General features: G+C 65.5%; 19 protein-coding genes. All 19 read left to right on the forward strand.

Translation table 11 applies throughout. From position 1 onward, the window contains the following. Positions 1-243: 243 nt before the first annotated feature. The 19 genes from DBV10_RS08955 (at position 244) to DBV10_RS09045 (ending at position 19,564) form a co-directional block, all read left to right on the forward strand. The gene (locus tag DBV10_RS08955) at positions 244-1,257 is read left to right on the forward strand and encodes a VCBS repeat-containing protein (protein WP_124512712.1); all 1,014 of its coding nucleotides are present in this window, start codon (positions 244-246) and stop codon (positions 1,255-1,257) included. 60 nt (positions 1,258-1,317) lie between these two features. Continuing rightward, entirely contained in the window at positions 1,318-2,211 is an 894-nt protein-coding gene (locus DBV10_RS08960) for a peptidyl-prolyl cis-trans isomerase (RefSeq protein WP_124512714.1), read from the forward strand. 85 nt (positions 2,212-2,296) lie between these two features. Then, positions 2,297-3,274: a glycosyltransferase family 2 protein gene (locus DBV10_RS08965; RefSeq protein WP_124512716.1), complete on the forward strand. Its 978-nt coding sequence runs from the start codon at positions 2,297-2,299 to the stop codon at positions 3,272-3,274. 2 nt (positions 3,275-3,276) lie between these two features. After that, on the forward strand, positions 3,277-4,500 hold the full coding sequence (locus tag DBV10_RS08970; RefSeq protein WP_124512718.1) for a glycosyltransferase family 4 protein: 1,224 nt from the start codon (positions 3,277-3,279) through the stop codon (positions 4,498-4,500). Then, positions 4,500-5,420, forward strand: coding sequence for an NAD-dependent epimerase/dehydratase family protein (locus DBV10_RS08975; protein ID WP_124512720.1), 921 nt, complete (start codon positions 4,500-4,502; stop codon positions 5,418-5,420). Before DBV10_RS08970 ends, DBV10_RS08975 begins: the two co-directional genes overlap by 1 nt. Next, the gene (locus DBV10_RS08980; protein ID WP_233589863.1) at positions 5,417-6,241 is read left to right on the forward strand and encodes an ABC transporter permease; all 825 of its coding nucleotides are present in this window, start codon (positions 5,417-5,419) and stop codon (positions 6,239-6,241) included. The genes DBV10_RS08975 and DBV10_RS08980 overlap by 4 nt, the downstream gene beginning before the upstream one ends. Before the next feature lie 3 nt (positions 6,242-6,244). Next, positions 6,245-7,465, forward strand: coding sequence for an ABC transporter ATP-binding protein (locus DBV10_RS08985; protein ID WP_124512722.1), 1,221 nt, complete (start codon positions 6,245-6,247; stop codon positions 7,463-7,465). Continuing rightward, complete coding sequence (locus DBV10_RS08990; RefSeq protein ID WP_199740073.1) at positions 7,462-8,391, forward strand: lysophospholipid acyltransferase family protein; 930 nt, start codon at positions 7,462-7,464, stop codon at positions 8,389-8,391. The genes DBV10_RS08985 and DBV10_RS08990 overlap by 4 nt, the downstream gene beginning before the upstream one ends. Next, a complete protein-coding gene (locus tag DBV10_RS08995) occupies positions 8,378-9,370 on the forward strand; it encodes a bifunctional 2-polyprenyl-6-hydroxyphenol methylase/3-demethylubiquinol 3-O-methyltransferase UbiG (RefSeq protein ID WP_124512726.1) in 993 nt (330 codons plus the stop codon). The genes DBV10_RS08990 and DBV10_RS08995 overlap by 14 nt, the downstream gene beginning before the upstream one ends. A gap of 114 nt (positions 9,371-9,484) precedes the next feature. Continuing rightward, on the forward strand, positions 9,485-10,021 hold the full coding sequence (locus DBV10_RS09000) for a DapH/DapD/GlmU-related protein (protein WP_233589864.1): 537 nt from the start codon (positions 9,485-9,487) through the stop codon (positions 10,019-10,021). A gap of 223 nt (positions 10,022-10,244) precedes the next feature. Further along, on the forward strand, positions 10,245-10,745 hold the full coding sequence (locus DBV10_RS09005; RefSeq protein WP_370451129.1) for a lytic transglycosylase domain-containing protein: 501 nt from the start codon (positions 10,245-10,247) through the stop codon (positions 10,743-10,745). Between the two features lie 203 nt (positions 10,746-10,948). Continuing rightward, positions 10,949-12,052, forward strand: a complete 1,104-nt coding sequence (locus DBV10_RS09010) for a glycosyltransferase (RefSeq protein WP_124512732.1) — start codon at positions 10,949-10,951, stop codon at positions 12,050-12,052. 142 nt (positions 12,053-12,194) lie between these two features. Further along, positions 12,195-13,085 (forward strand): acetylglutamate kinase, encoded by an 891-nt coding sequence (argB, locus tag DBV10_RS09015; RefSeq protein WP_094288851.1) that lies wholly within the window; start codon positions 12,195-12,197, stop codon positions 13,083-13,085. A 24-nt stretch (positions 13,086-13,109) separates the two neighbouring features. After that, entirely contained in the window at positions 13,110-13,802 is a 693-nt protein-coding gene (locus DBV10_RS09020) for a response regulator transcription factor (protein ID WP_124512734.1), read from the forward strand. 78 nt (positions 13,803-13,880) lie between these two features. Beyond that, positions 13,881-15,332: a sensor histidine kinase gene (locus DBV10_RS09025; protein WP_124512736.1), complete on the forward strand. Its 1,452-nt coding sequence runs from the start codon at positions 13,881-13,883 to the stop codon at positions 15,330-15,332. 239 nt (positions 15,333-15,571) lie between these two features. After that, positions 15,572-16,234 carry a nucleoid occlusion factor SlmA gene (gene slmA / locus DBV10_RS09030; protein WP_124512738.1) on the forward strand — a complete coding sequence of 221 codons (663 nt, stop codon included), beginning with the start codon at positions 15,572-15,574 and terminating at the stop codon, positions 16,232-16,234. 285 nt (positions 16,235-16,519) lie between these two features. Next, a complete protein-coding gene (locus tag DBV10_RS09035) occupies positions 16,520-17,263 on the forward strand; it encodes a TetR/AcrR family transcriptional regulator (protein ID WP_124512740.1) in 744 nt (247 codons plus the stop codon). A gap of 5 nt (positions 17,264-17,268) precedes the next feature. Further along, positions 17,269-19,065, forward strand: coding sequence for an acyl-CoA dehydrogenase C-terminal domain-containing protein (locus DBV10_RS09040; RefSeq protein ID WP_124512742.1), 1,797 nt, complete (start codon positions 17,269-17,271; stop codon positions 19,063-19,065). A 49-nt stretch (positions 19,066-19,114) separates the two neighbouring features. Further along, entirely contained in the window at positions 19,115-19,564 is a 450-nt protein-coding gene (locus tag DBV10_RS09045; RefSeq protein ID WP_124512744.1) for a DUF2147 domain-containing protein, read from the forward strand. The last annotated feature ends 94 nt before the right edge of the window (positions 19,565-19,658 follow it).

Consider the following 19,658-nt stretch of genomic DNA (forward strand, 5'->3'; position numbering starts at 1 on the left):
GCGGCTCGCCGCGCCAGAGAGGCTTAGACAGGGTGGCCTTGTGCCACCCTCAAAACAAATAGCGCCTCTGGGCGCTATTTGTTTTGGTGTGTCAAAAATGGGAAGTTTGGAATGATACTGGGACGTCCTTTGCACGTGGTTGCAACCATCGTTGCTGCGCTGCTGCTTGCAGCCTGTCAATCCGCGCCTGTGCCAACTCAGGGGGGGCAGTCTGGTGCTGCTTCTGACGATAGCGGGCCTTCCGTGGCGCAACTTGCGCGCACGGGGATTGATGTGAACATGGCCTGGGGTGGTGAGTTGCGCTGTGGCGCTGTGGGTTGTCGACTGGTGGCAGTCGAGCATGAAAAGAGCATGGTGGTGCTCTACGAGGTGAAGGGGCGTCAGGCGCGTTTGCTGGACAAGCAATCCGTGGCCTACCATCCCGACAGTGCCATCTGGCTTTCCGATGACCTGGTGGTGGCTGCGGTGGAAAACAGCTTCAGCCTGGATGTGTTCCGTGTGGTGCAGGGGCGTTTGCAACCCCTGCGCCAGATTCCCATTGGGATTTCGCCGCGCGACGTGGTGCTGGTGAGCGCTTCCGAGGGGCGCTTCCGCTTGCTGGCCACGCCGTACAGTGGCAAGGAGGTGGTGTGGGTGGACTATGCCCCGGAGCAGCCCGAAGCTGCCACGCGCGTGCAGCGCGTCAAGTGGTGTGAAGCCCCTTGGCACCCGGTGCGTGTGCAGCGGGCACCGGGTGCGCCAGCCGGGGGGGTGGTGGCAGCTTGCCTGGACGAGAAGCGCGTGGTGCTGGCGCCCGGGGGCAGCTTGCAAGAACCTGCGCGCAACCTGTTGGCGGTGCCTGTCGAAACCCGCATCATCCCGCGCCAGACCCGGCCCTCGCCCTCGGGCCAGTGGCTGTATGTGGCGCTGGAAACGGGCGGCCGCAATCTGCGCTTCAATATGGACAGTGGGGAACTTCAGTGGATCGCCGCCCCCCAACCTGTGGGCTCCGTGAGTGTGCTGCCGCTTTCCGACGATCTGGTGATCTGGGGGGTGGATTCACGCCTGTACCTGCAGCGCCTGGGGGCTGACGGTGCCGTGCTGGAGACGCGCTGGTTGCCGGTGGACGGTTTTGCCACTGGTTTGCAATTGGCGGATGCCGATGCGGATGGGGTGCAGGACCTGGTGGTCTACAACTCGGCCGCGCTGCCCAAGAAAATGGGCGTTGAAATTATCTATGGGCCCCTGTGGGAACAGGCGCGGCCCCAAACACCATAAAGAGGACGAAAAGAGATGACGCTGAAAAAGATCAAGCATGTGGCCGCTGCAGTGCTGTGCATGGCGCTGGCTTCCGCCTGGGCCCAGTCGGCCCCTTTGGCGAAGCCCCTGGCGCGCATGGCCAATGGCGAGGTGGTGAGCGAGCAGGACCTGTCGGACTATCTGGACAATCGGATTGATCTTCGGCAGATTGCGCGCAATGCCTGGGGGGTGGAGGGCGTGGTTCAAGAGATGGCTATGACCCGTGCACTGGTGCTTGAAGGGGGGCGACTGGGTTTGCCGCGCAGGGGTGAAGGCGTGCCCAAGCGCTTTGACGACGTGTATGGTTTGGCCGTCTACAAAAAGGAGGCACCGGCCTGTGAGGCGCCGGCCAATGAGCAAGAGGCGCGCAAATACTTCGATTCGCACCCTCAAGCTTTTATGGTGCCTGCACAAGCGCGCGTGGAGCGCATTATTTTGCCGGCCGCAACGGAGATTGGCGGCGGCTCGGCCATGGCCTGGCTGCAGGACCAGGCTCGTGCGGTGATTCAGGGCAAGCGCAAGTTTGGCTTGGTCGCGATGCGCGCAAAGGGCGAGTATTCGCTGGATGCGCAGGGTGATCTGGGTTGGATCACGCTGGATGGCGACCACACCATCATGCGCGCCTTGAAGACGGTGAAGGCGGGCGAGTTGCTGGGGCCCGTGCAGGACGATGAATTTGTTTATCTGTTCTCGGTGCTGCAAAAGCGCGAGGCGCGCCAATTGTCGTGGGATGAGTCCAAGACTTTTGCTGCGACCCGTGCTGTCAGCTATTGCCGCGAAGAGGCGCAGACCCAGATGCGTGCGGATTTGTTCAAGCGCTATGGCGTGGAGATTGACCGCGCGGCCATTCGTGAGTTGGTAGCCAAGGCCAACAGCTCTAGCGCTGCTGCAGACAAGGCAGATGGCAAGGCCGACGCGAAACCGCAGCAATAGCCCCCGGCCTGCGTTGCGCAGGCCCCTGCAGGCGGATTTGTTAGACTCATGGGTTCGCCTTCTCTAGGACTTGCTGTTGCATCGCATGGCTGATATTCGAGCGTCTGTATTAATACCAGTCAAAAATGGTGGGCCTTTGCTGGGCGATGTGCTGGAGGCGGTGCTGGCCCAGCAGGCGCCTTGGCCCTTCGAAGTGATTGTGGTGGACTCAGGTTCATCGGATGGCTCCGTGGATTTGGCGCGCCGCTACGGTGTGCGTGTCGAGACCATTCCCGCTGCGGAGTTCGGCCACGGCCGCACGCGCAACTTTCTGGCGTCGATGGCGGTGGGCGATTTTCTGGTGTTCATCACGCAGGACGCCCGGCCCGCCAGCCCGCAGTGGCTGGCCAACATGGTGCAGGGCTGCGATTCTGATCCTGCGGTGGCGGGGGCCTTTGGGCCCCACCGGGCCCACCCCCACGCCCGGCATGTTACGCATTGCGAGCTGAGCCAGCACTTTGCCGGTTTTGGCGACAAGCTGTCGGTGGTGCGCCTAGACGACCGTGCTCGTTTTGCGGTCGATCCTGGCTATCGGCAGTGGCTGCATTTCTTCTCCAGCAACAACTCGTGCATCCGCCGTGCGGTGTGGGAGCAGCTGCCCTTGCCCGAAGTGGCCTTTGCCGAAGACCAGACCTGGGCCTTGCGCGCCATCGAGGCGGGCCATGCCAAGGCTTTTGTTCCCGATGCGGTGGTATTCCACTCGCACGATTTCGGCGTGTGGGAGACGTTGCAGCGCAACTTTGACGAGGCGCGCTCTTTCAACCTCTATTTCGGTTACCGCATCCAGGACAGCCTGCCCCGGGCGCTGAGGTCGGCCGTGCACTTGGCCAAGCGGGATCTGGCGTGGCTGCGCACGGGTGGGTTGGGGGGCTGGCGCCTGTTCAAAAATGCCGGGTACATGGCCTGCATCGAGCTGGCGCGTGTGGTGGGGCAATACCTGGGGACGCGCCACGACCGCCTGCCCGCCTGGCTGTTGCGCTCGGTGTCGCGCGATGAGCAACTGCAGCGCGCGGGGGCGGCCTGACCATGGCGTTGAACCTCAAGAAAAAGATCTGGCGCGTCAAGGAGATGGTGCGCAAGGAAGGTGTGCTGGCTGCCACGCGCGCTGTGGTGCGCCGCCTGCGCCAGGGGCCTGGCCGGTATGTCGATGTCTTCCGGCATTACGACTTTGCACTGCCCTACGTGCTGCCGGCTGTGCCGGGCGAGGCCAGGGCGGGAACCCTTCTGTGGTTCATTCCCGATTTCAACCTGGGCTCGGGCGGGCACCTCAATATCTTCCGCACGATCTGGCACCTGGAGCAGATGGGCTACACGTCCACCATCGTGATCGGCAAGCCCGTCATGCACCAGAACGCAGGCGAAGCCCGCGACGAAATCCGCGAGCATTTCTTCCCGTTGCAGGCCCAGGTGCTGCTGGGGCTGGACCAGCTGCCCCCCTGCGAGTTTGCCCTGGCCACGGGCTGGGACACGGCCTATGCGGTGCGGGCGTTCACGGGCGCCCAGCACAAGCTGTATTTTGTGCAGGACTACGAGCCCCATTTCTACCCGGTGGGGTCGGAGTCGGTGCTGGCCGAGAACACTTACCATTTCGGGTTTTTTGGCATCACGGCCGGTGGCTGGCTGGCGCACAAGCTGGCGCAGGAATACGGCATGACCACCCATCCGGTGGGTTTTGGCGTGGAGCTGGAGCGCTACCGCCGCCTGCCCCGGCGGGAGCCGGAAATCCGCCGGGTGTTCTTCTATGCCCGGCCCCCCACGCCTCGGCGTGCGTTTGAAATTGGCCTGCTGGTGCTGAACGCCGTGTGGGAGCGCTTGCCTGATGTGCAGTTTGTGCTGGCGGGTTGGGACACGGCGGGCTATCACATTCCGTTTCCCCACCTGAATTGCGGCACGTTGGCGCTGGACGACCTGCCGGACCTGTACAGCCAGTGCGATGCAGCTCTGGTGCTGTCGCTCACCAATGCATCGCTGCTGCCGTTGGAGTTGATGGCCAGCGGCTGTGCCGTGGTGTCCAACCGGGGTGCCAATGTGGAATGGCTGCTCAATGACGAGGTGGTGGTGTTAGCGGAGTCGTCGCCCGAGAAGCTGGCAGACGCCGTGTGTGCCTTGCTGCAGGACGACGCGCGGCGCCACGCCATGAGCCAGCGTGCCGAGGCGTTCGCCCGGGGGTTGACTTGGGACACTGTGGCCCGTGATTTCGAGGTGGGCCTGCAGCGCGCCCGTGCACAGAAACCGCGAGGCGAATCCTGATGCGTTGTGCCATTTTGGGTGGGGCAGGTTTTCTGGGGCGCCATATCGGGCGCTCCATGGCGGCCGAGGGCATGGCGGTGTGGTCGGTGGACCGGACGCTGCCACAACCGGGCAGCGCCCCCTGGCTGGCGGGTGAGGTGCAGGCGGATTGTTTTGATCTGGCCTCATGGTGGGATCGGGTGGGCGGTGCCGATGTGATTGTTCACCTGGCTTCGTCCACGGTGCCTGCCACGGCGAGTGAAGATCCGGTGCAGGATGCGCAGACCAACCTGGTGGGCACTTTGCGCCTGCTGCAGGCACTGCGCCACAAGGGCGCCCGCCCCAGGCTGTTGTTTGCCTCGTCGGGCGGGGCCGTGTATGGGCGGCCGCAGTTCGTTCCGCTGAGCGAAACGCACCCGACCCTGCCGATGGGCGCCTACGGGGCCACCAAGCTGGCGATCGAGCACCACCTGCGCATCGAGGAGGCGCAGCATGGCCTGCCCTGCCGCATCCTGCGCTTGAGCAATCCGTATGGCGAATGGCAGCAGCCCCATGGGGTGCAAGGGGTGATTGCGGTGTTCGCGCACCGCGCCTTGCATGGTCAGCCGCTGGATGTGTGGGGCGATGGCTCCGTGGTGCGCGATTTTGTCTATGCCTCGGATGTGGGCCGTGCCTTCGTGAACGCCGCTCGCCACGAAGGGGCGACGCGGATTTTCAACATTGGCGGCGGTGCAGGGCACAGCGTCAATGACATCATCCACACGCTGGAGCAGTTGCTGGGCCAGGCCGTGGAACGGCGGGTTTTTCCGGCACGCCCATTTGACCCACCGGTGAACGTGCTGGACATCCAGCGTGCGCAGGATGAGCTGCATTGGGCGCCCACCATGGCGTTTGAAGAGGGTGTGGCCATGTCGGTGCAATGGCTGCGGACGGTGCCATGACGCGTCCTGAATCCCTATCGACGGCGGTGTCATCGGCCGCCCCTCGGAACGCGCGCCAGTTGTGGGTTTTGTGGCGCTACTGGATGGTGCGCGAGTTCAAGACCCGCTACGCCGGGTCGGTGCTGGGCTTTGCCTGGGCGTTCGTCCAGCCATTGGCTTCCCTGGCGATCTTCTATGTTCTGTTTGGCTTGGTGCTGGCGGTGCGGGTGCCTGGGCTGGATGTGAACAATGGCTACCTGTTGCATTTGCTCGCCGGCTTGGCGGTGTGGCTGCCTTTCACCGATGCCATTGGGCGGGGGGTCGGGTGCCTAGCCGCCTATGAGGATTTCCTGCGCAAGCAGCCGATGCCTGCCGAGATTTTGCCGGCCGTGTCGGTGGGCGGCAGCCTGCTGGTGCTGGGCATTGGCTACGGCTTGCTGCTGGTGTTGTCGGTCGCCCAGGGCGTGGGACCCTATGCGTCGCTGGCCTGGCTGCCCGTGCTGGTGCTGGCCCAGATTGCGCTGACCTATGGCCTCACGCTGTTGCTGAGCATGGCGCATTTCCTGTGGCGCGATGTGGGCTCCATGGTGGCTTTTGGCCTGCAGCTGTGGTTTTACCTGACGCCCATCGTGTACCCGCTGTCCCAGGTGCCAGAGCAGTTCCATCGCTGGTTCCTGTTCAATCCGCTGGCCTGCCTGGTGCTCATGGTGCAAGGCGCGGTGCTGCACATGCCCGTGCCACCCGGGACGCCCGTGGCCCTGGCGGTGTGGGTGGTGCTGCTTGGCGGTGGCGGGTGGTGGTTCTTCCGTTCGATGAAGTCCGCGTTGGGCGAGGCCCTGTAAATCATGACCATCCGCTTTGAGGGCATCGAAAAGACCTACATGGTGTACGCCCGTCCCCAGGACCGCCTGTGGGAATGGGTGACGCGCAGCCAACGCCACCGGGTGCATGTGGCACTGACAGGTGTGGACTTTGAGGTCCAGGCGGGCGAGACGTTTGGCCTGATCGGCGAGAACGGCGCCGGCAAAAGCACTTTGCTGAAGATCGCCGCAGGCACCATCCGGCCGACGCGTGGACAGGTGACGCAGGAGGGGCGGGTGGCTGCGCTGCTGGAGCTGGGCGCGGGCTTCCACCCCGAGGAGTCGGGCTACGACAACATCCGCTTTATGGCGGCCCTGCATGGTCTGGAGGGCGTGGCGATGGAGGACTTCATTGTGCGGGCCACGGCGTTTTCGGAGTTGACGCGGGAGACCCTGGAGCGGCCCGTCAAGACCTACTCTTCCGGCATGTTCATGCGGCTGGCGTTTGCTGCCGCGACCGCCATCGATCCGGATGTGTTGATCGTGGATGAGGCCCTCTCCGTGGGGGATCTGCATTTTCAAAAAAAGAGCCTGAACCGCATCCTGGAACTGCGTGAACGCGGTGCGACGGTGCTGTTTTGCTCCCACAACCTCTACCAGGTGCGCAGCCTGTGCCAGCGGGCAGCGTGGGTCCATGGAGGGCAGATACAGGCCATCGGGGCGACCGAAGACGTGGTCACGGCCTACGAGTCCCATGAGCGGCGCCGGTATGCGCATCTGCGTGTCGAGTCGAATGAGGCTGCAGAAAAGAAAGATGCAGCCCCTGCGGCGGCCGCGTCTTCGGGGGCGCCCCTGGTGAAGATCGGGGGGCTGACCATCGAAACCGGGGATGGGATCAATCCTGCACAGGTCGATTCCTTCCAGGATTTGTCGGTGGAGATCGTGATCGAGTCATATGCCGATGCGCCATTCCATGTGCTGTTTGCGATCGTCCGGCCGGACAAGGACAACGTGTTTGGCACCAGCACGCAATTCCGTGCGGAAGGCAAGCCTCTGCGGGGCGTTGGCACCCACCGCATCCGCACGCGTTTTCCCCGCTTCCCCTTGCTGTCGGGGGAGTACCTGTGGAGTGTGTATGTGCTGGACGATTCCGGCATCCAGGTTCTGGACATGGCGGAGCTGATCCAGCCCTTTACCGTGCTGAACCAGAAACACCGGGAGTTTGGCGTGGCCTGGCTGGAGCACGAATGGGTGCTGGTGGAATGACGCGTGCCTGGTCCCTGGACCTGCTCTTCCCCTCCCTGGCCCGCGTGCCCACGTCCCTGCCCTGGCGACTGGCCGGGCGGATAGGCCGCGAATCTGCCGCTGAGCGCGAGCCTCTGCTGCGCTGGCTGGAAGGTCTGTTTGCCCGTGTGTTTCCGGGGGCCACGGGGGCGGAGCATGCCCAATGGGCAACAGCGCATTTGGCGATGCTGGCGCAGGAGATGGTGGATGCCATGGCGTTCCACCGGTTGGGGCGCTGGGGTGGGCCTGTCATCGATCTGCAAGGGGCGGAGCATGCGAAGCGCCTGGCCCGCCAGGGCAAGGGGTTCATTCTGGTGCTCAACCACTATGACCGGCTCCTGACTGCGCCGGTAGCGCTTGCGCGAGCAGGGATTGCCACCAACGTGCTGACGATGCCTGTGCTCGACAACCCCGAACTGCAGGCGGCGCAGCGCCGTTTCTTGCTGCGCAAGATCCAGGGTTACACCGCCGTGACCGGTGGGACATGGCACACCACGAGCGATGGCCTGCGCCCGGTACATGAAAGCCTGAGGGCAGGGCAGGGCTGGGTGATCCTGGCCGATGCATGGCGGCCCGAATTTGGCCGGCTGCGGGGCCATCCGTTTCTGGGGGGGGGGCTGAGTCTGCCCACGGGCATCGAACGGCTTGCCCAGTCCACGGGGGTCCCGTTGCTGCACGCGGTGACCTGTTCGCGGAGCCCGGACCATCTGGACGTGCTTGTCGAGCCCTTGCCGGACAACCCCAGGCAGGCCATCGATGCCGTTGTCCAGCGTCTGGAGCAGGACGTCCGGGCACGGCCCTGGGCCTGGTGGCAGTGGGGGTTGTGGGATCAGATGTGGCAGCAACAGGCACCAGAATCAGAAGTAGAACGAAAGCCAAAGCTGGGGGACAAGCATGACCAAGATTGAGCGCTACGACTACGCATTCGAGCCGGATGGTGATGAGTGGGCAGCGCGGTTGCTGCGCAGGGTTCCGCCAGGGGGCGGTTCGGTGCTGGAGCTGGGGCCAGGCCCTGGCGCCATGACCCGGGTCCTGCTGGAGCGCGGCCACCGGGTGACGGTGGTGGAAAACGACCCCGAGGCCCTGGAGGTGCTCAAGGCGCTGGGGGTCGAAGTCATCTCGGGGAACCTGGACGGCACCGATTGGCTGGAAGCGATCGCCGGCCGCCGTTTTGACGCGGTGCTGGCCTGTGACGTGCTGGAGCACCTCCGGAAACCCGAGGAGGTGTTGCACCGCCTGAGCGAGTTTGTCGCACCCATGGGCCGCCTGGTGATCTCCGTGCCCAACATTGCCTATGCCGGCGTGGTGGCGGCGATGCGCAACGGCATCTTCGACTACTCGGACAAGGGCCAGTTGGACAGAACCCATGTCCGGTTCTTCACCAAGCGCAGCATAGAAAAGGTACTGCTGGACTGCGGGTGGTCGCCCAGGGTTTGGGAGGCCAACCGGGTGCCGGTCGAGTGCAGCGAGTTTGCCTGGTACTGGAGCGCGTTGTCCGGCGAGCAGCGCCAGGCGTTGTTGGCAGGTTGGCAGGACTTCGATGTCTACCAATGGATGGTGGTGGTGACTCCTTCGGTGGACGCCTCTGCCTGGGAGCTGATCGAGGCTCGTGGTGCTGCCGACAAGCTGCGTGATGATCTGCAGGCCCTGACCGTGGTGCATCAGCGTGAGCGCGCGTCGTTGCTGGACCACCAGAAGGCTTTTTCGGAGGCCAAGGACATCATCGGCAAGCTGCAGTTCGAAATCAAGGAGCTGCGCGCCGAGGTGGACATCGTGCGAGCCGAGAAGACAGCGATCGAGGTGGCGCTGGCTGCCAGGCTGGCCGCGCCACCACCCCCGGGGGGCGTGTGGTCCCGGCGCTGGCGCCGACTCATGGGCCGTGCCTGAGTGGGCGGCCATGGTGGGGGCAATATGTTGCTAGGGGTTCCCGATTTCACGCAATCGCATGCGGGGGTGGATGTTCTTGGCGCTGACTGCCGGATCGATCCCACCGTGTCCGTGATGCGCTTTGGCCAGCGTGCCGGGGTGTTGTGCCTGGCCGACGGGGTCAGCCTGTATGCGCACACGCGCCTGGTGCTGGGTGATGTGGTGGCAGACCCCTGCGTGGGGATCCGCATCGGTGCGCGCACCATTGTGAATGTGGGGGGGTACCTCTCTGGCGAGGGCGGGTTGGAGATTGGCGAAGACGTGCTGATTGGGCCCCATGCCAAGCTCTTGTCTGCGGGGCATGCCATCGACGAAGGGGATGCGATCATCGCCCGCAACCGCATTACCCGCGCCAAGATCACGATTGAAGACGGGGCCTGGATCGGGGCGGGCGCCATTGTTCTGGAAGGGGTGACCATTGGCTGTGGCGCGGTGGTGGCTGCTGGGGCGCTGGTCCGGCAGGACGTGCCCGCAGGGATGGTGGCGGCGGGCATGCCTGCAAGGCTGGTCCGTGCTCGGCGTGGAGAGGCCTGGCCGCAGCACCATCAGCCTGAACAGGCCGCGACCGGGCTGCGGCGTGTCTGGTCCACGGTCAAGGGTATTTGGCGCTGAGCGTTGCACGGTGGATCGGAAAAAAATGAGCGCATGGGGCTGGAAAAGGGAGCGGGAGGGGCTGTTGCAGTGGACGGCAGGCCCTCTGCGCGGCGCCGTGCTGCTCACTGCGTTGGGGGGCGTGCTGCCATCCGCTGCCTGGGCCGATGCAGTCTGGGAGTTTGTGGACGGCGACGGTGTAGTGCACATGGGCAATGGTTCCCCGCCGCCCGCCTCGCGGGGGGTGACCTGGCTCAGCCGCATTCCGTCGGTCAAGGCGGGCAAGGGCGGCAAGGAGCGCGAGCCATCGGCGCTGCAGTTTCCTGGTTTTGATGCAGCCAAGCCGCACCTGGAGGCCGCAGCGTTGTCGCAGTCGCTGGACCCGGCGCTGGTTATTGCCGTGGCTGCGGCGGAGTCGGCATTCAACGAGAGGGCCGTGTCCCGCAAAGGCGCGCTGGGCCTGATGCAGGTGATGCCCGCCACGGCCGAGCGCTACGGCGTTTCTGCGCGTCCGGCGTCAGAAGGAGACCATGCCGCCATGGAGCCCAAGGTGAATGCGCAGATCGGAAGCCGCTACCTGGCAGATCTGCTGCGGATGTTTGATGGCGACAAAGAGCTGGCTTTGGCGGCATACAACGCGGGCGAAGGCGCTGTGATCAAGCATGGGCGGCAGATCCCCCCCTATCCGGAAACGCAGCAATATGTTGCCAAGGTCATGCGCATTTACCGTGCCCTGGTCCGATAAGGCGCGGCCATCGCAAACATGAAGCGCCACATGACCCGCTCGACAACCCTGGTGGGGTCACTGCTCCTGTGCGGGCCTGCACCACTTCTTTCGCCAAGAACCGTACTATTTCACGCAACAGGAGTCAATCGGTGGCCATGCGCAGCCGTGGCTAGCGGTTTCTTGCAGGCATTTGCGCCGAGTGCGGGTACGATCGGCCGCTCATGATCTGGTTATCTGTGGTGGCATTCATCGTCGCAGCGTTGGCTGCAGGGTACATCGTGCGATGGATGCGCAGCCACGCTTCCGTGTACGGCAACGGCATGCCGCAGCGCTTTCATTTTGGTGATGTTCCCCGCCTGGGCGGGGCGGCATTGCTGTTGGGCATCGGTTGCGGCTGGAGCCTGGGCGTGCTGCAGTCGCTGCAATGGGGGGACCCTGGCTCGCTGAGGCTGGGGGGCTGGGTGTGGGGGTGGCTGGTGGTGTTGCTGCCCGCCGCCCTGGGGGGGATTGCCGAAGACATGACCCAGCGCCTCTCCGTCCGCTACCGCCTGATCCTGACCGGCGCATCGGGCGTCCTGGCCGTTGTCTTGCTGAACCTGACGCTTCCCCGCATGGGCTGGCCCTGGCTCGATGCCGTTCTGGCGGCGGCCCCCTGGCTGGGGGTTGCCATTGTGGTGCTGGCCGTGGCGGGCCTGCCCCATGCCTTCAACATCATCGACGGCTACAACGGGCTGGCGGGCATGGTGGCCCTGATTGTCTGCCTGGCGCTGGCCCATGTGGCCCTGCAGGTGGGCGACCGGGCGCTGGCGGCGCTGCTGGTGTCCACGGCGGCGGCCACGGGGGGCTTCCTGGTCTGGAACTACCCGCGCGGCATGCTGTTTGCCGGGGATGGCGGGGCCTATGTGTGGGGCGTGGTGATTGCCATGGCCAGCATCTCGCTGGTGCAGCGCAATGCCGATGTGTCGCCGTGGTTCCCCATGCTGCTGCTGATCTACCCTGTCTGGGAGACGATTTTTTCCATCTACCGTAAGGCGGTGCGGGGGGTCTCGCCGGGGGTGGCCGATGCCCTGCATTTTCACCAGCTCATCTACCGCCGCATCGTGCGCGGGGTTTTCCACGACGATGAGTCGCGCCGCATGCTGATGCGCAACAACCGCACTTCGCCCTACCTGTGGGGTTTTACCCTGCTGACGGTGGTGCCGGCCGTGCTGTTCTGGAACAACACGCTTTTGCTCATGGCGTTCTGCGGGCTGTTCGTGGTCAGCTACGTGATGGCCTACCTGGCCATCGTGCGCTTCAAGGTGCCGCACTGGCTGCGCCACTGATTGAGCGGCAGCCACCCCAGGCCCGCCGGCCGTGTTGTGCGGCCATGGCGGGCCCGATCAAAAACCGCTGGGCCCCTGCATGCCTTGCGAATGCGGCACAATTTACGCCTTACTGTTTTCTTCTTCCGGACGGCACGCCTCCATGACCGACCTTCTTTCGATTGCTCCCCGCGACAAGGCTGAAATTCTGGCCCAGGCGCTGCCTTACATCCGTAAGTTCCATGGCAAGACCATGGTCATCAAGTACGGCGGCAACGCCATGACCGACCCGGCCCTGCAGGCCGACTTTGCCGAAGACGTGGTGCTGCTCAAGCTGGTGGGCATGAACCCCGTGGTCGTGCACGGCGGCGGCCCGCAGATCGAGACCGCGCTCAATCGCCTGGGCAAGAAGGGTGAGTTCATCCAGGGCATGCGCGTGACGGATGCCGAGACCATGGAAGTGGTCGAGTGGGTGCTGGCCGGCGAGGTGCAGCAGGACATCGTGGGCCTGATCAACCAGGCCGGCGGCAAGGCCGTGGGCCTGACCGGGCGTGACGGCGGCATGATCCGCGCGCAGAAGCTCAAGATGGTGGACAACAAGAACCCCGCCATCGAGCACGACGTGGGCCAGGTGGGCGACATCGTCTCCATCGACCCCAGTGTGGTGAAGGCGCTGCAGGACGATGCCTTCATCCCCGTCATCAGCCCCATCGGCTTTGGCGAAAACAACGAGAGCTACAACATCAACGCCGACGTGGTGGCCAGCAAGCTGGCCGAGGTGCTCAAGGCCGAGAAGCTGGTGCTGCTCACCAACACCCCGGGCGTGCTGGACAAAGCGGGCAATTTGCTGACCGACCTGACCGCCCGCCGCATCGATGAGCTGTTTGCCGATGGCACGATCTCCGGCGGCATGCTGCCCAAGATCGCTGGTGCGCTCGATGCCGCCAAGGCCGGCGTCAATGCGGTGCACATCATCGACGGCCGGGTGCCGCATGCCATGCTGCTGGAGATCCTGACCGAGCAGGCCTACGGCACGATGATTCGGTCGCACTGATTTTTGATATTTCGGCAGCCTGCCATGCGCTTGCTCTTGGTTGAAGACGATGTGATGGTGGCCAGCGGCATCAAGCTGGGGCTGACCGATGCCGGCTATGCCGTGGACTGGGTGGGCAGCGGCGAGCGTGCCGAAGAGGTGCTGCGCGCCGAGTCCTTCGACGCCGCGATCATCGACATCGGCCTGCCTGCCATGGACGGCCTGGAGCTCACGCGCCGGCTGCGGCGCCCCGACATGGCCAGCCCGTCCATGCCGGTGCTCATCCTCACCGCGCGCGATGCCTTGCACGACCGGGTCCAGGGGCTGGACCTGGGGGCGGACGACTACATGGTCAAGCCCTTCGAGCTGCCCGAACTGCTGGCGCGCCTGCGGGCGCTGCTGCGGCGCTCGCAGGCCGCGACCACGGCGGTGCTGAGCTTTGGCCCGCTGGAGCTGGACACGGCAGGCCGCCGCGCCAGCATCCGCGGCGGGGGCGGCGAACAGGTGATCGAGCTGGGGCCGCGCGAGTGGACGGTGCTCGAATACCTGCTCATCAACGCCCCCAAGCCCGCCAGCAAGGACAAGCTGCTGCAGGCGCTGACGGGCTGGGACAAGGAGATCACGCCCAACGCCGTCGAGGTGTATGTCTCCCGCCTGCGCGGCAAGCTGGAGCCCCATGGGGTGGCGCTGCGGTCCATCCGTGGTTTTGGCTACCGGCTGGAACTCCAGGCCCCCTGACCGGGGCGCTCCTTTTCTTCCGCCCTGTCCGCCATGTTCCGCCGGAAATCCTCCACAGAGCGGCCTGGCTTGCGTGCCATGACGTCGGACCTGCGCACCCGTCTGCTGCTGATGCTGGTGCTGCCGCTGTGCCTGCTGGCGCTGGTGGGCGTGTGGCTGGACTACCGCTCGGCCGACGAGGCGGCGGGCCAGCATGACCAGCGCCTGGTGCGTTTGCTGCCCGCGCTGGCCGATTCGGTGCTGGCCCCGCCGATCCGTGACAACGCCCCCCCATTGCTGCTGCTGGCGCCGCCGATCGAGGACTTCCTGCGCCAGCACGCCGGTTTTTCGGCCTACAGCGTGCGCGACCTGTCGGGGAAATTGCTGCTGGGCAGCGACTGGGTGCATGGGGCGGTGCCCACCACCTTCGCCCCCGAGTTCCACAGCGTGGAGTTTGGGGGTGTGACCTACCGGGTGGCCGTGCAGCGCGGCCGCACGGGCGCCGGCGAGCTGGTGGTGTCGCTGGCCGATGGCTCCGATCCGCGCCAGAAATGGGGGCAGCAACTGCTGCTCCGGGTGCTGCTGCCCAACCTGGTGCTGCTGATGGCGGCCGGCTTTGCGATCCACTGGGCCGTGCGGCAGGCCTTCAAGCCGCTGGTGGGCCTGGCCGAAGCGGTGGAGCGCCGCTCGCCGCGCGACCTCAGTCCCATCGACGAGGCCGCCTCGCCCGACGAGGTGCGCCCGCTGGTGCATTCGCTCAACCGCCTGTTTGCGCTGGTCAATGCCCAGGCCGAAGGGCAGCGCCGTTTTGTGGCCGATGCGGCGCACCAGCTGCGCACGCCGCTGGCGGGCCTGCAGGCGCAGGTCGAGGCCTGGGCCATGATGGCCAAGGCGGCAGCGCCGCCGCGGGCCTCGTTTCCAGACTTTGACCGAAAAATGCCGCTGGCGCACGAGGATCGTGCCCAAGGCGCTATTGTTTTGGGAGCGGATCAGATCGAGAAGCTGCGCAACGCCACACGCCGTACCTCGCAGCTCGCGCACCAGCTGCTGGCGCTGTCCCGGGCCGATGCGCGCAGCCTCGATGCCCAGCCGCCGCAGCGCGTGGACCTCAAGGACCTGTGCGAGTCCTTGCTGGAGAACTTTCTGGATGCCGCCACGGGCAAGGGGCTGGACCTGGGCCTGGACGTCCAGCTGGTGCATGTGACCGGCCACGGCTGGCTGCTGCGCGAGCTGCTGTCCAACCTGGTGGACAACGCCATCAAATACACCCCGCCGGGCGGTGTCGTCACCATCCGCTGTGGCCTGCGCCAGGGCCGCAGCGGCCCGCCGCGTGCCTATGTCGAGGTCGAGGACGACGGCCCCGGCGTGCCCGAGGCCGAGCGCACGCGGGTGCTGCAGCGGTTCTACCGGGTGCCGGGTGCGGGCGGCGAGGGCACGGGCCTGGGGCTGGCCATTGCCGACGAGATCGCCCGCGTGCACCGTGCGGCGCTCACGCTGGGCGCCGGCCCGCAGGGGCGCGGGCTGCTGGTGACGGTGGTGTTTCCCTTGTAGCTGTTTGCTGCCGGGGCGCGGCGACTGGGGCCCGGGGGCTGTGCGAGAATCATTTCCATACACGATGGACTGGTGCAAACAGCGGAGGCGGCCGTGTGCCCCTGGCGCTGGCGGACCGCCTGCCGGCCTTCGCCGGTTGTTGCACCCTCCGTGACAATTCTTCCCGCCCTGCCGCACCCCAGCGCATGCCCCTGTTGGCATGGGGTGGGCGCCGGGCCCAACCAGAGCCCCTGTCCCGCATGTCCGAACTCTCGCCCCAGCCCGAGCCCGCGTCCACCGACGACGCGGGGGATGCCCCCGCCGCGCGCAAGCGGCCCAAGCCGGGCGAGCGCCGCGTGCAGATCCTGCAGGCGCTGGCCGCCATGCTGGAGCAGCCGGGCGCAGAGCGCATCACCACCGCTGCGCTGGCCGCGCGCCTGTCGGTGAGCGAGGCGGCGCTGTACCGCCATTTCGCGAGCAAGGCGCAGATGTTCGAGGGGCTGATCGACTTCATCGAGCAGACCGTGTTCACCCTGGTGGCACAGATCACCGGCCGCGATGTGCCCGACCCCGAACAGTCTGCAGACATCGGTGCGCGCCAGGCGGCCCGCATCGTGGCGCTGCTGCTGCAGTTTGGCGAGCGCAACCCCGGCATGGTGCGGGTGATGGTGGGCGATGCGCTGGTGTTCGAGCACGAGCGCCTGCAGCAGCGCATGAACCAGTTCTTCGACCGCATCGAGTCCACGCTGCGCCAGTGCCTGCGCCCGGCCACGGCCGCGTCGGCCACGCCCACGGTGGATGCCCAGGTGGCGGCCAGCGTGCTCACCGCGTTTGCGCTGGGGCGCCTGCAGCGCTATGCCCGCTCGGGCTTCAAGCGCCTGCCGTCGGAGCACCTGGATGCGAGCCTGGCGCTGATCCTGTAGCGCCTGCCGCTGTCCGCCAGCCGTGGGTGCCAATGGGCGTTCAACTGGCGGGAGCCGTTCGGGCTGAACCTGTCGAAGCCAGTGTGCTCACGGTGCAGAGCCCTTTGACCAGCTTGAGCGGTTGATACCGGCATGCGAGAAGGGGCCGCAGGGCAGGGCGGCCCCGCCGTGCGGTGGTGCCGCCACAACGTGCATTTGGGTGGCCCTCCCTATTTTTCAGAGGGGTTTTGGCTGGTTGCTGAATTTGCTGCAAAATAGAACGAACGTTCGTTTTTATTCGTGCACATGTCCGCCACCCCCGAATCCAGCCCTGCCCCCCGCAGTCCCCGTGCACGCAGCGGCACGGGCCGCGCGCTGCAAAAAGGCCAGCAAACCAAGGCCGCCATCGTCGAGGCGGCACTGGGCCTGGCCACGCACATCGGGCTGGAAGGCCTGTCCATCGGGGCGTTGGCCGATGTCACGGGCATGAGCAAGTCGGGCGTGTTTGCCCACTTTGGCTCGCGCGAAGAACTGCAGATTTCCGTCATCCGCGAATACCACACCCGCTTCGAGCAGGAGGTGTTCTACCCCGCCATGGCCGCTGCGCGCGGCGTGGGCCGGCTGCGTGCGCTGTTTGACAACTGGATGAAGCGCACCTCGATCGAAATCGACTCGGGCTGCATCTACATCAGCGGTGCGGTTGAGTTCGACGACCGCACCGGCCCCGTGCGCGACGCGCTGGCCAGCTCGGTGCTGACCTGGCACGCCGCCATGCGCCGCGCCATCGAGCAGTGCAAGGGCTTGGGCGAGCTGCGCACCGACACCAATGCCGAGCAGATGCTGTTCGAGATCCACGGCCTCATCCTCGCGCTGCACTACGAAGCGCGCTTCCTGCAAACCCCCGGCTCCATGGGCCGGGCCGTGCAGGGCTTTCACAACATCCTGGCGCGCTACAGCGCCGCATCGCCAGGCGCCCCCGCACAAGCAGCCCCCGCCGCCACTGCCAAGCGCCGCAAAGTTTCCAACCAAACCACCACCTCCAAGGAGTAAACCCCATGCCCATGTACACGCCGCCCCTGCGCGACATGCAATTCGTCATGCACGAAGTGCTCAAGGTCAGCGATGAATTCAAGGCCATGCCGCCCCACGCCGAGGTGGATGTGGACACCATCAACGCCGTGCTCGAAGAGGCCGGCAAGTTCGCTGCCGAAGTGACCTTCCCGCTGAACATCAGCGGCGACACCGAAGGCTGCGTGCTCGACAAGACGACGCACGAAGTCAAGCCCCCGGCAGGCTTCAAGGACGCCTACGCCAAGTACGTCGAAGGCGGCTGGGCGGCACTGAGCTGCGACCCCGCCTACGGTGGCCAGGGCCTGCCCTTCGTGCTGAACCAGTGCCTGTACGAGATGATGAACTCGGCCAACCAGGCCTGGACCATGTACCCCGGCCTGTCGCACGGCGCCTACGAAGCCCTGCATGCCCATGGCACCGACGAGCAAAAGAAGATCTACCTGCCCAAGCTGACCAGCGGCGAGTGGACGGGCACCATGTGCCTGACCGAACCCCACTGCGGCACCGACCTGGGCCTGTTGCGCACCAAGGCCGAACCCCAGGCCGATGGCACCTACAAGATCACCGGCAACAAGATCTTCATCAGCGCCGGTGAGCACGACATGACCGCCAACATCGTGCACCTGGTGCTGGCCCGCCTGCCCGACGCGCCCAAGGGCAGCAAGGGCATCAGCCTGTTCGTCGTGCCCAAGTTCAACATCAAGGCCGATGGCTCCCTGGGCGAGCGCAACCCCATCTATTGCACGGGCCTCGAGCACAAGATGGGCATCCACGGCAACGCCACCGCGCAGATCGCCATCGACGGCGCCATCGGCACCCTGGTGGGCCAGCCGCACAAGGGCCTGGCCGCCATGTTCGTGATGATGAACGCCGCCCGCCTGGGCGTGGGCAACCAGTCGCTGGGCCTGACCGAAGTGGCCTACCAGAACGCGCTGGCCTATGCCAAGGACCGTATCCAGATGCGCAGCCTGTCGGGCACCAAGGCCAAGGACAAGGACGCCGACCCCATCATCGTGCACCCCGACGTGCGCAAGATGCTGCTCACCGCCAAGGCGTATGCCGAAGGTGGCCGCGCACTGCAGATCTTCTGCACGCTGCTGCTGGACAAGGTGCACAGCCACCCCGATGAAAAGGTGCGTGCCGAATCCGAAGAGATGGTGGCGCTGCTCACCCCCATCGTGAAGGCCTTCATCACCGACAACGGCCACATCTCCACCAACGCCTGCATGCAGGTCTTCGGCGGCCACGGCTTCATCAAGGAATGGGGCATGGAGCAGTATGTGCGCGACAACCGCATCAACATGATCTACGAAGGTACGAACACCGTGCAGTCGCTGGACCTGCTGGGCCGCAAGATCCTGGGCAACAACGGCGCCACGCTCAAGAAGCTGGGCAAGCTGATCGGCAAGCTGGTGGAAGAAGAGGGCGTGAACGAGAAGATGGCCGAGTTCATCAACCCCATCGCCATGCTGGGCGATCAGATGACCAAGTTCACCACCGAGATCGGCTTCAAGGGCATGCAGAACCCCGACGAAGTGGGCGCTGCCGCCGTGGACTACCTGCGCGTGGCCGGCCACCTGGTGTTCGGCTACCTGTTCGCCCGCATGGCCCAGGTGGCCCTGCGCGAGATCGCCGCCGGCAACACCGACCCGTTCTATGGCGCCAAGCTGCAGACCGCGCGCTTCTACTTCGCCAAGCTGTTCCCCGAAACGGTCATGCTGATGCGCACGGCCCGCGCCGGCAGCAAGGTGCTGATGGACACCGATCTGGCCCTGGCCTGATCGTCACCCCGGACACGCGGATTTTTGGCCTTTTTGCCACGGAGCGCTTATGTACAAAGCGGTAGCAGCTATTGTTTTTACAGCAAGTGTGGTGCCGGCCTGGGCGCAGATGACGCCCGAGGGCCTGTGGCGCAACATCGACGACAAGACCGGTGAAGCCAAGGCCGAAATCCGCATCCGCGACACGGGCGGCGGCCTGCTCAACGGGGCGCTCGAAAAGCGCCTCGGCAAGGACGCCAAGCCCACCGATGTGTGCGAAGAGTGCTCGGACGACCGCAAGGGCAAGCCCATCCTCGGTCTGGAGGTCATCCGCGGCGCCCGCAAGGCCGAGGGCAAGGACCCCGCCCAGCCTGTCTGGGAGGGCGGCAAGATCCTCGACCCCGAGAACGGCCGCAGCTACACCCTGCGCATGACGCCCATCGACGGCGGCAAGAAGCTCGAAGTGCGGGGCTCCATCGGCCCCTTTGGCCGCACGCAGACCTGGATACGGATCCAGTAAACGCGCTGATCCATTCATCCAACCAACCCTCCATTCACCCACCCGCTCGCCCTGAGCTTGTCGCAGGGCCTGGCCCACCCCTCGCCAAGGCTTC

Origin of the sequence: Acidovorax sp. FJL06 (assembly GCF_003852545.1) — a bacterium.
Taxonomy (GTDB): domain Bacteria; phylum Pseudomonadota; class Gammaproteobacteria; order Burkholderiales; family Burkholderiaceae_C; genus Acidovorax.

Coding starts and splice junctions, on each gene's coding strand:
- DBV10_RS08970 (WP_124512718.1), top strand. CDS start 3,277: ATGGCGTTGAACCTCAAGAAAAAGATCTGGCGCGTCAAGGAGATGGTG.
- DBV10_RS09010 (WP_124512732.1), top strand. CDS start 10,949: ATGATCTGGTTATCTGTGGTGGCATTCATCGTCGCAGCGTTGGCTGCA.
- DBV10_RS08995 (WP_124512726.1), top strand. CDS start 8,378: ATGACCAAGATTGAGCGCTACGACTACGCATTCGAGCCGGATGGTGAT.
- DBV10_RS09040 (WP_124512742.1), top strand. CDS start 17,269: ATGCCCATGTACACGCCGCCCCTGCGCGACATGCAATTCGTCATGCAC.
- DBV10_RS08985 (WP_124512722.1), top strand. CDS start 6,245: ATGACCATCCGCTTTGAGGGCATCGAAAAGACCTACATGGTGTACGCC.
- DBV10_RS08980 (WP_233589863.1), top strand. CDS start 5,417: ATGACGCGTCCTGAATCCCTATCGACGGCGGTGTCATCGGCCGCCCCT.
- DBV10_RS09000 (WP_233589864.1), top strand. CDS start 9,485: ATGCGCTTTGGCCAGCGTGCCGGGGTGTTGTGCCTGGCCGACGGGGTC.
- DBV10_RS09020 (WP_124512734.1), top strand. CDS start 13,110: ATGCGCTTGCTCTTGGTTGAAGACGATGTGATGGTGGCCAGCGGCATC.
- slmA (WP_124512738.1), top strand. CDS start 15,572: ATGTCCGAACTCTCGCCCCAGCCCGAGCCCGCGTCCACCGACGACGCG.
- DBV10_RS08990 (WP_199740073.1), top strand. CDS start 7,462: ATGACGCGTGCCTGGTCCCTGGACCTGCTCTTCCCCTCCCTGGCCCGC.
- DBV10_RS08960 (WP_124512714.1), top strand. CDS start 1,318: ATGGCGCTGGCTTCCGCCTGGGCCCAGTCGGCCCCTTTGGCGAAGCCC.
- DBV10_RS09035 (WP_124512740.1), top strand. CDS start 16,520: ATGTCCGCCACCCCCGAATCCAGCCCTGCCCCCCGCAGTCCCCGTGCA.
- DBV10_RS08965 (WP_124512716.1), top strand. CDS start 2,297: ATGGCTGATATTCGAGCGTCTGTATTAATACCAGTCAAAAATGGTGGG.
- argB (WP_094288851.1), top strand. CDS start 12,195: ATGACCGACCTTCTTTCGATTGCTCCCCGCGACAAGGCTGAAATTCTG.
- DBV10_RS09045 (WP_124512744.1), top strand. CDS start 19,115: ATGTACAAAGCGGTAGCAGCTATTGTTTTTACAGCAAGTGTGGTGCCG.
- DBV10_RS09025 (WP_124512736.1), top strand. CDS start 13,881: ATGACGTCGGACCTGCGCACCCGTCTGCTGCTGATGCTGGTGCTGCCG.
- DBV10_RS08975 (WP_124512720.1), top strand. CDS start 4,500: ATGCGTTGTGCCATTTTGGGTGGGGCAGGTTTTCTGGGGCGCCATATC.